This window comes from Pseudomonas sp. LjRoot277 (assembly GCF_964253845.1).
GTDB lineage: Bacteria > Pseudomonadota > Gammaproteobacteria > Pseudomonadales > Pseudomonadaceae > Aquipseudomonas.
In genome coordinates this window covers 4,598,855-4,611,232 of sequence record NZ_CAXURI020000001.1, presented here as the reverse complement: position 1 = coordinate 4,611,232, position 12,378 = coordinate 4,598,855, and the positions used below count along the sequence as shown (strand labels likewise).

Sequence of the window (12,378 nt, the reverse complement as noted above, 5' to 3'; positions counted from 1 at the left end):
GCCAGGCGACCGCTTTACTCGTCGCGACCTTCCATCATGGTCCGTTTGAGCATCACATAAACGGCCCCGGCGCCGCCGTGTTTCGCTTGGCACGAGGTGAAGCCGAGTACCTGCGAATGTTGGCGCAGCCAGGTGTTGACATGGCTTTTGATCATCGGCCGCTTGCCGTCCAGACGCACGGCCTTGCCGTGGGTGACGCGCACGCAACGGATTTCGAATTTGGTCGCTTCGGCCAGAAACGCCCAGAGAGTTTCCCGGGCTTTTTCCACGCTCATGCCATGGAGGTCGAGGCTGCCTTCGAACGGGATCTGCCCGATCTTGAGCTTGCGCATCTGGCTTTCCTGAACACCGTCACGCGCCCACATCAGCTCGTCTTCCGGGCCAACATCGATAACGAACTGATCGGACAGCCCGTCAACGGTGGTGGCATCGGTGCGAACGGTGGCGGCCTGACGCAACTTGGCAATTTGCGCACGGTCAGCTTTGGGTTTGCCGGTTTCGGCGCGATCGTGTTTGATCGGCTTGACGCCTTGGATCGCGCTTTTGAACAGGGAAAAATCGTCGTCTTGCATGTCAGCCTCCGCGAAGGGCGGCCAGTTTACCCAACTCGAGGCGAATGGGGCTCGAGAAAACGCGCAGCGCTCGGCTCAGTCGTGCTTTTTCATCAAGTGCGGGGAGATGTTCAGCTCTTGCGACTGCCGCGAGCGGCGACGGCAGCGACGCCACAGCCACACGCCGAGGTACAGCACGAACAGGCCAATCGCCAGAATCACTGCCGAACCGACCCGGTTGGTATTCAACTCGCCCAGGGCGGGCGCGTGGCCAAGCAGGCTGGCTATGCCTGCCATCGCCAGCAACACACCGCACATCGACAGCAAGGCAGCAAATGCCGCGCCGATTCGAAAACGCCAGTTGCGTTGGCCTTTGGGCCGCAAGCGGCGAGCGTCAAAACCATCGGATAACTTCATTCCGACCTTCCTCAATGGGTATCGGCCCTTCGACCGGGAGTTGACCGGGATGTTCCTGAGGCTAAGACAATTACAGCAAATGATAGGCTTTTGCGGATGAGCGGCGGCATGGACCGCTCATCGAGCATTGATCAGATCAGTCCGTGAGTCAGTGCGAGGGTGGCAAAGTTGTCCGCCATGATCGCCATTTCGGTCTGCTGAACGTGGTCTGCGCTCAATACGCCGCCCTTGTAAGGCAGGTCGCGAGTCGCGCAGGCGTCTTCCACCAGCGTGCAACGAAAGCCCAGGTTCTTCGCGGCGCGCACCGTGGTGCTGACGCTGGAGTGGCTCATGAAACCGCACACGATCAGGTCCAGCGAGCCGAGATTCTGCAGGCGTTCCAGCAGTTCGGTGCCGTGGAACGCACTCGGCAGCAATTTACCGATGATGGTTTCGTCGCCCTGTGGTTCCAGCCCCGGGATGAACTCACCGCGCTCACCTTGCGGATCGAACAGCCCACCGACGGTGCCGAGGTGGCGGACATGGACGATCGGCCGGCCGGCTGCACGGGCAGCGGCCACCAGTTGCTTGATGTTCGCGACGGCAGCATCCATGCCGCTCAAGGCCAACGGGCCGCTGAGGTATTCTTTCTGGGCATCGATGATGACAAGGGTCGCATGGCTCAGAACGGCTGCTGCATAACCGCGGCCGCTGAGTTGAAACATCGTTTTTGGAACGGACATTCTGGGGCTCCTTCGAGTGGGGCTTTTGCGACATTGTCCTCTGGCTGAGCGCTTCTGTGAATCGCTACCATCGTAGGCGCCGTCTTTTCTGGCTCGCAGCCTTGTCAATAGGTCCGTTTTGTTCAATAGCCGGCCGAAAAAATAGAATAGTCCTACATTTGCGCCGGTAGTTTTCCCGCGTCGTCGAGACGCGTTTTGGCTGTTAGAATCGCCAGTCGTTTTTTTTGGAGTTTGCCTCGTGATCACTTCCCGACTTCGTACCCTGCGTGACCATATCCGTTGGGCCGTCAGCCGCTTCCATGGGGAGGATCTGTTTTTCGGCCATGGGACCGACAACGCCTGGGACGAAGCGCGTCAGCTGGTGTTGGGTGCCTTGCACTTGCCGTGGGAAATCGCCGACAGCTACCTCGACTGCAATCTTGAAGAAGACGAGCTGGTCAAGCTGCAACGCATGCTCAAGCGCCGTATCGAAGAACGCATTCCTACCGCCTACCTGTTGGGTGAAGCGTGGTTTTGCAGCATGTCGTTCATTGTCGATGAGCGCGTATTGATCCCGCGTTCGCCGATTGGCGAACTGATCGAAAAACGTTTCGAGCCGTGGCTGGGCGCCGAACCTGCGCGGATTCTCGACCTGTGCACCGGTTCCGGCTGCATCGGTATCGCCTGTGCCTACGAGTTCCAGAACGCCGAAGTGGTGTTGGCCGATCTGTCGTTCGAAGCACTGGAAGTGGCCAACCAGAACATCGAGCGCCATGGCGTCGATGAGCGGGTGTACACGGTTCAGGGTGATGGTTTCGATGGTTTGCCGGGTCAGCGTTTCGACCTGATCGTGTCGAACCCGCCTTACGTCGATGCGGAAGATTTCGCCGACATGCCGGACGAATACCAGCACGAACCGGAGCTGGGCCTGGCCTGCGGTGATGATGGTTTGAACCTGGTGCGTCGCATGCTCGCCGAAGCGGCAGATCACCTGACCGAGAAGGGCTTGCTGATTGTCGAAGTGGGCAACAGCCAGGTTCACGTCTCGGCGCTGTACCCGGAAGTCGACTTCGCCTGGCTCGAATTCGAGCGCGGTGGGCATGGTGTATTCATGCTGACGGCGCAACAGTGCCGTGATCATCAGGCGCTGTTCGCTTCCCGCGTTTAACTGCGATCATTGTGGCGAGGGGATTTATCCCCGTTGGGCTGCGAAGCGGCCCCAAAAAAAGGGACTGCTGCGCAGTCCAACGGGGATAAATCCCCTCGCCACAAAAAGTTGTTACCGGTGCGTCGCAATCCAGATCAACAACCCCGCCTGAAACACCGCAAACGCCACCAGACAGGTAATGGTAAAGCGCAGCCCGGCGTCTTCGCGCTTGTACTTGCTGACCTTTTCTTCGTGTTTCTTGAGTTTGACTTCCTGCTCGGCAAGATTTTGCTCGGCTTGCTGGAGCATCTGCGCCGCCTCAAGAATTTCCACGACCTGCAGCTTTTCCGTACTCCAGTCACCCAACAGGTCACCGACCTGCACTTCTTTGACGCTGCCCTTCAAATGCTGGGCGTCGGCGTAGATCACATCGAAACCATGCATCCGCAAAAAGTGATCGCGGCGCAGGCGAGTGTCTTCGTTCAGCGCATCCTTGTTATTCAGGTCTGTGCCGTCGACGGTGTAGCCGGGCCATCTCTTTTTCGCCCAGGTAATGCCCTGAGCGGCCATGAAGCGACCGATGCCACGGTTCATCGGTTCGATCTGCAAACCGCTGTCAGGTCCAAAATGCACGCGCTTGGTGGCGTGATCGACCCACACGTCCAGATGATTCTGTTCCTTGCGCACGCGCTGGCCGGGCAGCGCAATGCTCATGCGCATCAGGCTGTGTTCCTTGTTGTTGCGCTCGGCGTAACCGAACTCAACAAAGCGCAGCGGCCGTCCACCGGTGTTGCGGTCGGTTTGCAACGGCGCCAGACGGAGCATCTTGTGGTGCTCGGCGTGGACGTCCGCCCACGGCAGCTCGACCACTGGTGGTGCGTCTTTTTCAGCGGTGGTGTCGGGTGAAGTCTGGGTATCAGTCATAACGGCGAGATCCTGTCCAAGCTCTGCTTGCCGCCAGTCATAGCGCTGGCGACAAAGGCTTATCGGCCGTTTTTTTCAGGACTGGAGGGTTAGGGGCGCTTAACTGCTGCGAAGTCCGTCAATAAACCCGATGATTCGCGCGCCGAGTTCGGCCGCCAGCGGCAATTGTGGATCCTTATAAGAGGCCAATTGCCGTTTTACATCGTTGGGCACGATGCGCATCACGTGGTTCATGCCTTCGATCAGCGCCAGCTCGGCGTCCGGTTTGGCGGCCTTCAACAACCTGGCGTCACCGACGCCGACCTGGATGTCATTGCTGCCCTGGATGATCAGCGCCGGCATCTTCAACTTGGCGAACGCCGCCGCCGGGTCCTGGCGGAACAATGAAATCAGATACGGCTGCACGCTCGGGCGGAAAATCACCTGCAACTGCGGCGGCACGTTGTCGTCAGTGTGGCCAGCCTTGAGGCTGTCGAGCAATTCATTGCTGCGCAGCATCAGCGGTGGCGGCAGGCGATTGCTCAATTGCTGGCGCAGCACCTGATCGATCGGCCGGGCGCTGCCGGACATGGAGATGACCGCGGCGGCGTCCAGGCTCGGCGCCGCGAGGCTGGCGATCAAGGCGCCTTCGCTGTGGCCTAGCAGGATCAGTTGGCCAAAGCGCGGGTCGGTTTTGAGCTTCTGGCCCCAGGCCTCGGCGTCGGCTACGTAGGCTTCAACCGACAGATTGCGTTCATCCGGGGTCGCCGCAAGGCTCGCCGCCACGCCGCGTTTGTCATAACGCACGCTGGCGATGTTGTGTTTGGCCAGTACCCAAGCGAGACGCTTGAGGCTGTCGTTGCGTCCGCCGTCGGGGTTGTTTCCGTCACGATCTGTAGGACCGGAGCCGGAAATGATCAGGACAACCGGTACCGGCGTGTCGGACTTTGGCAGCAATAACGAGCCGAAAAGCTCGCCGGTGCCGGTGTCCAACGTGATCGGGCGTTGTAGGACGGTGGCCTGTACAAAGCCGGTAAACAGGGTAAGGCTCAAGGCTATAACTCGCAGCATCATCACGCCATCATGAACAAGATGCCGGTTGGACTCGCAGGCACCCATAAGGTTCGAGGATGAACTAGTTGGGTAGCCTGCGTATACTGGCGCGCATTACGTATTTGGTTCGAATTCACGGAGCGTCCTGCATGTCCGGCAATACCTACGGCAAGCTGTTCACTGTCACCACCGCGGGCGAAAGCCATGGTCCGGCGTTGGTCGCCATTGTCGACGGCTGCCCGCCGGGCCTGGAGATCTCCCTTGAGGATCTGCAGCGTGACCTGGACCGCCGCAAACCCGGCACCAGCCGCCACACCACCCAGCGCCAGGAAGCCGACGAAGTCGAAATCCTCTCCGGCGTGTTCGAAGGGCGCACCACCGGTTGTCCCATCGGCCTGTTGATTCGCAACACCGATCAGAAGTCCAAGGATTACTCGGCGATCAAGGACCTGTTCCGCCCGGCCCACGCCGACTACACCTACCACCACAAATACGGCGAGCGCGATTACCGCGGCGGCGGTCGCAGCTCGGCCCGTGAAACGGCCATGCGCGTGGCCGCCGGTGCGATTGCGAAAAAATACCTGGCCACTCAGGGCATCGTCATTCGTGGCTACATGAGCCAGCTCGGCCCGATCGAAATCCCGTTCAAGACCTGGGATTCGGTGGAGGAGAACGCCTTCTTCAGCCCTGATCCGGACAAGGTCCCGGAGCTGGAGGCTTACATGGACCAGTTGCGTCGCGACCAGGATTCGGTCGGCGCGAAGATCACCGTAGTCGCTGAAGGCGTAATGCCGGGCCTCGGCGAGCCGATCTTCGACCGCCTTGATGCCGAACTCGCCCACGCGTTGATGAGCATCAACGCGGTCAAAGGCGTGGAAATCGGCGCCGGTTTTGCCAGCGTTGCCCAGCGCGGCACTGAACACCGCGATGAAATGACCCCGCAAGGTTTCCTCAGCAACAACGCGGGCGGCATTTTGGGTGGCATTTCATCGGGTCAGCCGATCGTCGCGCACCTGGCACTCAAGCCAACCTCGAGCATCACCACGCCGGGTCGTTCCATCGACATCCATGGCAACCCGGTGGAAGTTGTCACCAAGGGTCGCCACGACCCGTGTGTCGGCATCCGCGCCACACCGATCGCCGAAGCGATGATGGCCATCGTGCTGATGGATCACCTGTTGCGTCATCGCGGGCAGAACGCCGACGTGCGCGTGAGCACGCCGGTGCTGGGTCAGCTTTAATGGTTGACCTCAGAGCCGCTGCAGTCTGATGACGGCAGCGGCGCTCCCGTACTGGCGGCTCTCCAGTTTCTATCTGTTCTATTTCGCCTTGCTCGGTTCGACAGCGCCGTTTCTGGCGCTGTACTTCGATCACCTGGGCTTTTCCAGCGCGCGCATCGGCGAACTGGTGGCGATCCCGATGCTGATGCGCTGCGTGGCGCCGAACATCTGGGGCTGGCTCGGTGATTACACCGGCCGACGCCTGGCCATCGTGCGATTCGGTGCGGTCTGCACGCTGCTGACGTTCTCGCTGATTTTCGTCAGCAAAACCTACGCCTGGCTGGCAATGGTCATGGCCTTGCACGCGTTCTTCTGGCACGCGGTGTTGCCGCAGTTCGAAGTCATCACGCTGGCGCACTTGCAGGGCCAGACTCACCGTTACAGTCAGATCCGCCTGTGGGGTTCCATCGGTTTTATCATCACCGTGGTCGCGCTTGGCCGGTTGTTCGAATGGTTGAGCCTGGATATCTATCCGGTGGCGCTGGTGCTGATCATGGCCGGGATCGTGGTCAGCAGCCTGTGGGTGCCCAACGCTCAACCGGTTCAGGGTGAACGACCGGCGGGGGACGGTTTTCTCAAGCAATTGCGCAATCCCGGGGTGTTGGCGTTTTACGGTTGCGTGGCGCTGATGCAGATGAGCCACGGTCCTTATTACACCTTTCTGACCTTGCACCTGGAGCGACTCGGGTACAGCCGTGGGCTGATCGGCGTGCTGTGGGCGGTCGGCGTGGTCTCCGAAGTCTTGATGTTTCTGGCCATGAGCAAGATCCTCGCGCGTTTCTCCGTGCGACGGGTGTTGCTGGCGAGTTTTCTGCTGGCAGCGTTGCGTTGGTTGTTGCTCGGTTCGTTTGCTGAGTTCCTTTGGGTGCTGTTGTTTGCCCAAGTGCTGCACGCGGCGACATTCGGCAGCTTTCACGCGGCTGCCATCCAGTTCGTGCAACGTAGCTTCGGCGCGCGCCAACAAGGGCAGGGCCAGGCGTTGTACGCCGCACTGGCCGGCACCGGCGGCGCACTGGGCGCGTTGTATTCCGGCTACAGCTGGAATGCCCTCGGCCCCGCATTGACCTTTAGTATTGCCAGCCTCGCAGCCTTCGCGGCAGCCGTTATCATTGCCACACGTATGCAAGAGGACAGGCCATGAGCCTTACCCGTGAGCACCTCGCCCAGGAAATCATCGATGCCGGGCGTTTTCTCTATGGCCGCGGCTGGTCGCCGGCCACCAGTAGCAACTACTCGACGCGCCTGTCGCCGACTGAAGCGCTGCTGACGGTGTCCGGCAAGCACAAAGGCCAACTCGGCCCCGATGATGTACTGGCTACCGATCTGTCCGGCAACAGCCTGGAACCGGGCAAAAAACCGTCCGCCGAAACCCTGCTGCACACCCAGCTCTACAACTGGCGTCCGGAGATCGGCGCGGTGCTGCACACGCATTCGGTGAACGCCACGGTGCTGTCGCGCCTGACGCCGCAAGACTTCATCGAGTTCGAAGACTACGAACTGCAAAAAGCCTTCAGTGGTGTGTCGACCCACGAATCCCGGGTGCGTGTGCCGATTTTCGACAACGACCAGGACATTGCGCGCCTCGCCGCCAAGGTGCAGCCTTGGCTCCAGGCCCATCCCGATTGCGTCGGCTATTTGATTCGCGGCCACGGCCTCTACACCTGGGGCGCACGCATGAGCGATGCGCTGCGGCAGATCGAGGCCTTTGAATTTTTGTTCGAGTGCGAGTTGAAGATGCGCTCGGTCTCGAACCATAAAGCATGAACCGTTAAGGAGTTGCCCTGATGAGCAGCCTGTCCGTTTACCACGTCTCAAGCCCTGATTTGCCAAACAAGGTGCTGACACATTTCGAAGACATCGCCTCGACCCTGGCCGAGCAGGGCGTGCGTTTCGACCGCTGGCAAGCCGCGGCGAAAATCCAGCCTGGCGCCAGTCAGGAAGAAGTGATCGCCGCGTATCAGGAGCAAATCGACAAGCTGATGACTGAACGCGGTTACATCACCGTCGATGTCATCAGCCTGAACAGCGATCACCCGCAAAAAGCCGAATTGCGCGCCAAGTTTCTCGACGAACATCGCCATGGCGAAGACGAAGTACGATTTTTCGTCGCCGGCCGTGGCTTGTTCACCCTGCACATCGACGATTACGTCTACGCCGTGCTTTGTGAGAAAAACGACCTGATCTCGGTACCGGCCGGCACCCCGCACTGGTTCGACATGGGCGAGCATCCGCATTTCGTCGCGATCCGTCTGTTCAACAATCCTGAAGGCTGGGTCGCCAATTTCACCGGCGACAACATCGCCAGTCGCTTCCCGCGTCTTGAGGGCTGAGGCGATGCCGATCAACGCGATTCTCACCGACATCGAAGGCACAACGAGCGCGGTGAGTTTTGTGTTCGACGTGCTGTTTCCCTACGCGGCCAAACACTTGCCGGATTTTGTTCGCCAGCACGCCGCGCGCGCCGATGTGGCCGAGCAACTGGACGCCGTTCGCCGGGATACCAACGAGCCGAACGCCGACGTCGAGCGGGTGATCGACATTCTTCTGCACTGGATCGCCGAAGACCGCAAAGCCACGCCGCTGAAAGCGTTGCAAGGCATGGTCTGGGAGCAGGGCTATCAGGCCGGAGAGTTGAAAGGCCACATTTACCCGGACGCCGTTGAAGCGCTCAAACGCTGGCATCAGGACGGCTTCAAACTGTTTGTTTATTCGTCCGGTTCGATTCAGGCGCAAAAGCTGATCTTTGGCTGCTCGGAAGCGGGGGATCTGTCACCACTGTTCAGTGGCTATTTCGACACCACCTCGGGGCCCAAGCGTGAATCGAAGTCCTACGAGCGCATTATCCAGGCCATTGGCCTGGACGCTTCGCAGATCCTGTTTCTGTCCGACATCGTCGAGGAACTGGACGCGGCGCGCGCGGCGGGAATGGCTACGTGCGGGCTGGCCCGAGAGGGTGGGCAGCTGGCGGGGCATGTGACCGTCGACAGTTTTGCGTGGATCGATCCTGCTACTTTTTAAGATCAAGGCACATAACCTGTGGGAGCGGGCTTGCTCGCGAAAGCGGTGTGTCAGACAGCGTCAATGTTGAATGGCACACCGCTTTCGCGAGCAAGCCCGCTCCCACAGGGAACTGCGTGATTCCAGAAACAACTCAGGCCGTGAAGCGAAAGCTTTCACGGCCTGTTTGTTTACAGCTCTGGAACGGTTTACACCGAGTGATACGTCGGCAGGGCAAACCGCTGCTGGCTTTGCAGCATGGAAATCTGCGGCAGTTCGCTGGCCTGTTCGGCGATGTCACGGCGAATGGCACTGATCACCCAGGACAGCTGATCGCCAGCATGCAATTGCTGGTAGGAAATCGAGCGTTTGAAGACTTTGCCGTCGGTGCTGCTCAAGGTCAGCAGAATGCCGCCGTCCGGACGTGGCTGGGTGGTCACTTCGAAGTTGGAGAACAGGGACGAAAATTTTTCTTGGATCAGGTTCATGTCTATCAGCTCCGTTAGCTCTTGAATGGCAAGCATGCAGAGGTAGTTGCAGTGATTGTGCCAGCACCTGATTTTTTAAAAGTCCTTACATATCAATTAGTTAGTTTTTAAGTGCTTTTGCACTTTCGTGCAATCTGCATGAATGGCCATCGTGCATCCTGCATTTTGCGTGGTCGACGTCGATTCGATGGAACCATTTGCCCGGCGCAAGCTCACGATTTCGAATGCCGCAGACGTGGATACAAATCATTTCAAAAACCGCGTGTACAGCTCAGGAACCGCTGACGTATTTTCGGCCTCAATCAACGCCGCCCGAACAATAAAAAGATCGACCGGGAGCAACCATGAGCCGCACGCCGAACGACACGATTACCTGGGGCATGATGCTCCGCAAGCTGCCTTCCATTGCCAAAGCCATTCCCAGAGTGGTGAAAGGTATGAAAGCCGCCAACGTCAAGGACCCGACCCAACCGTGTGGCCTGGGCTGGAGCTTCGAGCAAGCGACGTTGCGCAATCCCGACGGCCAGGCATTGCTGCAGGGCGAGGTAGCGCTGACGTATTTTCAGGTCAACCAGTGGGCGAATCGCATTGCCCATCATCTGATTGCCCAAGGCATTCGCAAGGGCGATGTGGTGGCGGTCTTTATCGAGAATCGCCCGGAACTGCTGGTGACGATTCTGGCGGTGGCCAAGGTCGGCGCGATCAGTGCCTTGCTCAATACGTCGCAGACCCGCGATACACTGGCTCACAGCCTGAACCTGGTGGCACCCGCGGCAATCATTGTCGGAGAAGAGCTGATGCCGGCGTTTTCGGCGGTCCGCGAACGGGTGTCGATCGAGGCGGCGCGCACCTGGTTCGTCGCTGATCAAGACACCTTCAGCCATCCGGGCATTGCGCCCGACGGGTTCATCAACCTGATGACCACCAGTGCCGACAGCTCCAGCGCCAACCCCGCCAGCAGTCAGCAGGTTTTTTTCGACGACCCTTGTTTCTATATCTACACCTCGGGCACCACCGGCTTGCCCAAGGCGGGGGTGTTCAAACACGGCCGCTGGATGCGCAGCTCCGCAAGCTTCGGGCAGATCGCCTTGGATATGCGCCCGGAGGATGTCGTCTATTGCACTTTGCCGCTCTATCACGCCACCGGGCTGTGCGTGTGCTGGGGCTCGGCGATCAGTGGCGCCTCGGGCTTTGCCATTCGCCGCAAGTTCAGCGCCAGTCAATTCTGGAACGACGTGCGCAGGTACCGCGCGACCACCCTCGGTTATGTCGGCGAATTGTGCCGCTACCTCGTGGATCAACCGCCCAGCGCCGACGACAGCAAGCACCGTGTGACGAAGATGATCGGCAATGGCCTGCGCCCCGGCGCGTGGGGCGAGTTCAAGACGCGATTCGGGGTGAACCACATCTGTGAGCTGTACGCCGCCAGCGACGGCAACATCGGTTTCACCAACATCCTCAACTTTGATAACACCGTCGGTTTTTCCCTGATGTCATGGGAGTTGGCGGCGTACGACCACGACAGCGGCGCGCCGATTCGGGATGCCCAGGGCTTCATGCGCAAAGTCGCCAAAGGCGAGCAGGGTTTGTTGCTGGCGAAGATCGACGACAAGGCGCCGCTCGACGGCTACACCGATCCGCAGAAGACCGAAAAGGTTGTGCTGCACGACGTGTTCGAGAAGGGCGACCGTTATTTCAATACCGGTGACCTGCTGCGCAACATCGGTTTCGGTCACGCGCAGTTTGTTGACCGGCTGGGGGATACTTTCCGCTGGAAGGGTGAAAACGTCTCGACCACCGAGGTCGAGAACATCCTTTTGCAACACCCGAATATTTCCGAAGCCGTGGCCTACGGCGTGGAAATCCGCAACACCAACGGGCGTGCGGGGATGGCGGCGATTACGCCAGCCGAGTCCCTGGCGACCCTGGATTTCAGTGAGCTGCTGGCTTTTGCCCGAGAGCAAATGCCCGCCTATGCGGTGCCGTTATTCCTGCGGGTGAAGGTGAAAATGGAGACCACCGGCACCTTCAAGTACCAGAAGACTCGCCTCAAGGACGAAGCCTTCGACCCCGGCAAAACCGGCGATGATCCGATCTACGCCTGGCTGCCGGGGACCCAGACTTACGTGCAGGTCACTCCGCAGTTGCTGGCGGATATTCACGGCGGCGCTTTTCGTTATTGAATGCAGCGTTATTGAATGTGGCTATGGCCGTCCATGAGAAAAAAGAAGTGACAGCCTCGGGGCTGCTCGGGAAACTGTCGGCTTTGCGAATAACCGAACGTGGAGTGCCCAATGTCAGACCAAAGCCGCCAGATGTCCCCCGAAGAAGCCGCTGAATTTGCCGAACAGGTATTCAACAAGGCGCGCGAGGGCGATGCGGCCATGATGGCTGCGCTGTTGACCAAGGGCCTGCCGCCGAACCTGCGTAACCACAAGGGCGACACCTTGCTGATGCTGGCCGCTTACCACGGCCATGTGGATACCGTAAAAGTGCTGCTCGAGCACAAGGCCGATCCGGAAATCCGCAACGACAACGGCCAGAGCCCGATTGCCGGCGCGGCGTTCAAAGGTGACCTGGCGGTGGTCAAGGCACTGGTTGAAGGCGGCGCGCAAGTGGAGGGTTCGTCCTTCGACGGTCGCACTGCGCTGATGATGGCGGCGATGTTCAATCGCGTCGAAATCGTCGACTACCTGATCAGCAAAGGCGCCGACCCGAAAGCCAAGGATGCCAATGGCGTCTCTGCGCTGGATGCCGCCAAGACCATGGGCGCGGTGGACACCACGGCGCAGCTTGAGAAATTGCTGGGCTGATCTCCTCCGTGTAGCAGCTGTCGAGCCT

Annotated in this window: 14 protein-coding genes; 8 read left to right on the top strand and 6 right to left on the bottom strand. The window is 59.6% G+C overall.

All coding sequences use genetic code 11. The features are described from left to right. Window positions 1-14: 14 nt before the first annotated feature. The 3 genes from ACSQ87_RS21705 to ACSQ87_RS21695 all read right to left on the bottom strand — a co-directional run bounded on the left by ACSQ87_RS21705 (window position 15) and on the right by ACSQ87_RS21695 (window position 1,690). Window positions 15-572, bottom strand: a complete 558-nt coding sequence (locus ACSQ87_RS21705) for a Smr/MutS family protein (protein WP_008146127.1) — start codon at window positions 570-572, stop codon at window positions 15-17. Between the two features lie 75 nt (window positions 573-647). Next, window positions 648-968, bottom strand: a complete 321-nt coding sequence (locus tag ACSQ87_RS21700; protein WP_033057147.1) for a hypothetical protein — start codon at window positions 966-968, stop codon at window positions 648-650. 131 nt (window positions 969-1,099) lie between these two features. After that, a complete protein-coding gene (locus tag ACSQ87_RS21695; RefSeq protein ID WP_223433594.1) occupies window positions 1,100-1,690 on the bottom strand; it encodes a cysteine hydrolase family protein in 591 nt (196 codons plus the stop codon). Between the two features lie 238 nt (window positions 1,691-1,928). Here ACSQ87_RS21695 and prmB point away from each other — a divergent pair, with 238 nt between their 5' ends. Beyond that, the gene (gene prmB / locus ACSQ87_RS21690) at window positions 1,929-2,837 is read left to right on the top strand and encodes a 50S ribosomal protein L3 N(5)-glutamine methyltransferase (protein ID WP_436274353.1); all 909 of its coding nucleotides are present in this window, start codon (window positions 1,929-1,931) and stop codon (window positions 2,835-2,837) included. A gap of 111 nt (window positions 2,838-2,948) precedes the next feature. Here the strand turns inward: prmB and ACSQ87_RS21685 are convergent, their stop codons facing one another. Together ACSQ87_RS21685 and ACSQ87_RS21680 are read right to left on the bottom strand one after the other, a co-directional pair. Next, a complete protein-coding gene (locus ACSQ87_RS21685) occupies window positions 2,949-3,740 on the bottom strand; it encodes a hypothetical protein (RefSeq protein ID WP_223433592.1) in 792 nt (263 codons plus the stop codon). A 99-nt stretch (window positions 3,741-3,839) separates the two neighbouring features. Then, window positions 3,840-4,838 carry an alpha/beta hydrolase gene (locus ACSQ87_RS21680; protein WP_150656304.1) on the bottom strand — a complete coding sequence of 333 codons (999 nt, stop codon included), beginning with the start codon at window positions 4,836-4,838 and terminating at the stop codon, window positions 3,840-3,842. 83 nt (window positions 4,839-4,921) lie between these two features. Here ACSQ87_RS21680 and aroC point away from each other — a divergent pair, with 83 nt between their 5' ends. The 5 genes from aroC to mtnC are packed head-to-tail and all read left to right on the top strand — an operon-like array spanning window position 4,922 to window position 9,070. Further along, entirely contained in the window at window positions 4,922-6,013 is a 1,092-nt protein-coding gene (gene aroC, locus ACSQ87_RS21675; RefSeq protein ID WP_129436940.1) for a chorismate synthase, read from the top strand. Between the two features lie 28 nt (window positions 6,014-6,041). Next, window positions 6,042-7,193, top strand: a complete 1,152-nt coding sequence (locus ACSQ87_RS21670) for an MFS transporter (RefSeq protein ID WP_436274352.1) — start codon at window positions 6,042-6,044, stop codon at window positions 7,191-7,193. Then, on the top strand, window positions 7,190-7,816 hold the full coding sequence (locus tag ACSQ87_RS21665) for a methylthioribulose 1-phosphate dehydratase (protein ID WP_436274351.1): 627 nt from the start codon (window positions 7,190-7,192) through the stop codon (window positions 7,814-7,816). Before ACSQ87_RS21670 ends, ACSQ87_RS21665 begins: the two co-directional genes overlap by 4 nt. Window positions 7,817-7,836: 20 nt before the next feature. Further along, the gene (locus ACSQ87_RS21660) at window positions 7,837-8,382 is read left to right on the top strand and encodes a 1,2-dihydroxy-3-keto-5-methylthiopentene dioxygenase (protein WP_436274350.1); all 546 of its coding nucleotides are present in this window, start codon (window positions 7,837-7,839) and stop codon (window positions 8,380-8,382) included. Window positions 8,383-8,386: 4 nt separating this feature from the next. Further along, window positions 8,387-9,070 carry an acireductone synthase gene (gene mtnC / locus ACSQ87_RS21655; protein ID WP_436274349.1) on the top strand — a complete coding sequence of 228 codons (684 nt, stop codon included), beginning with the start codon at window positions 8,387-8,389 and terminating at the stop codon, window positions 9,068-9,070. Between the two features lie 188 nt (window positions 9,071-9,258). Here mtnC and ACSQ87_RS21650 read toward each other — a convergent pair whose 3' ends face one another. Beyond that, window positions 9,259-9,537, bottom strand: coding sequence for a DUF3509 domain-containing protein (locus ACSQ87_RS21650; RefSeq protein ID WP_008146103.1), 279 nt, complete (start codon window positions 9,535-9,537; stop codon window positions 9,259-9,261). 344 nt (window positions 9,538-9,881) lie between these two features. Between ACSQ87_RS21650 and ACSQ87_RS21645 the strand changes: the two genes are divergently transcribed. After that, window positions 9,882-11,720 (top strand): long-chain-acyl-CoA synthetase, encoded by a 1,839-nt coding sequence (locus ACSQ87_RS21645; protein ID WP_436274348.1) that lies wholly within the window; start codon window positions 9,882-9,884, stop codon window positions 11,718-11,720. A 111-nt stretch (window positions 11,721-11,831) separates the two neighbouring features. Further along, window positions 11,832-12,350 (top strand): ankyrin repeat domain-containing protein, encoded by a 519-nt coding sequence (locus ACSQ87_RS21640; RefSeq protein WP_223432569.1) that lies wholly within the window; start codon window positions 11,832-11,834, stop codon window positions 12,348-12,350. The last annotated feature ends 28 nt before the right edge of the window (window positions 12,351-12,378 follow it).

What these genes read in the sequence shown, in the direction of transcription:
- ACSQ87_RS21650 (WP_008146103.1), bottom strand. Translation starts at nt 9,537, where the DNA reads ATGAACCTGATCCAAGAAAAATTTTCGTCCCTGTTCTCCAACTTCGAA.
- mtnC (WP_436274349.1), top strand. Translation starts at nt 8,387, where the DNA reads ATGCCGATCAACGCGATTCTCACCGACATCGAAGGCACAACGAGCGCG.
- ACSQ87_RS21705 (WP_008146127.1), bottom strand. Translation starts at nt 572, where the DNA reads ATGCAAGACGACGATTTTTCCCTGTTCAAAAGCGCGATCCAAGGCGTC.
- ACSQ87_RS21645 (WP_436274348.1), top strand. Translation starts at nt 9,882, where the DNA reads ATGAGCCGCACGCCGAACGACACGATTACCTGGGGCATGATGCTCCGC.
- ACSQ87_RS21660 (WP_436274350.1), top strand. Translation starts at nt 7,837, where the DNA reads ATGAGCAGCCTGTCCGTTTACCACGTCTCAAGCCCTGATTTGCCAAAC.
- aroC (WP_129436940.1), top strand. Translation starts at nt 4,922, where the DNA reads ATGTCCGGCAATACCTACGGCAAGCTGTTCACTGTCACCACCGCGGGC.
- ACSQ87_RS21665 (WP_436274351.1), top strand. Translation starts at nt 7,190, where the DNA reads ATGAGCCTTACCCGTGAGCACCTCGCCCAGGAAATCATCGATGCCGGG.
- ACSQ87_RS21700 (WP_033057147.1), bottom strand. Translation starts at nt 968, where the DNA reads ATGAAGTTATCCGATGGTTTTGACGCTCGCCGCTTGCGGCCCAAAGGC.
- ACSQ87_RS21695 (WP_223433594.1), bottom strand. Translation starts at nt 1,690, where the DNA reads ATGTCCGTTCCAAAAACGATGTTTCAACTCAGCGGCCGCGGTTATGCA.
- ACSQ87_RS21670 (WP_436274352.1), top strand. Translation starts at nt 6,042, where the DNA reads ATGACGGCAGCGGCGCTCCCGTACTGGCGGCTCTCCAGTTTCTATCTG.
- ACSQ87_RS21685 (WP_223433592.1), bottom strand. Translation starts at nt 3,740, where the DNA reads ATGACTGATACCCAGACTTCACCCGACACCACCGCTGAAAAAGACGCA.
- ACSQ87_RS21640 (WP_223432569.1), top strand. Translation starts at nt 11,832, where the DNA reads ATGTCAGACCAAAGCCGCCAGATGTCCCCCGAAGAAGCCGCTGAATTT.
- ACSQ87_RS21680 (WP_150656304.1), bottom strand. Translation starts at nt 4,838, where the DNA reads ATGGGTGCCTGCGAGTCCAACCGGCATCTTGTTCATGATGGCGTGATG.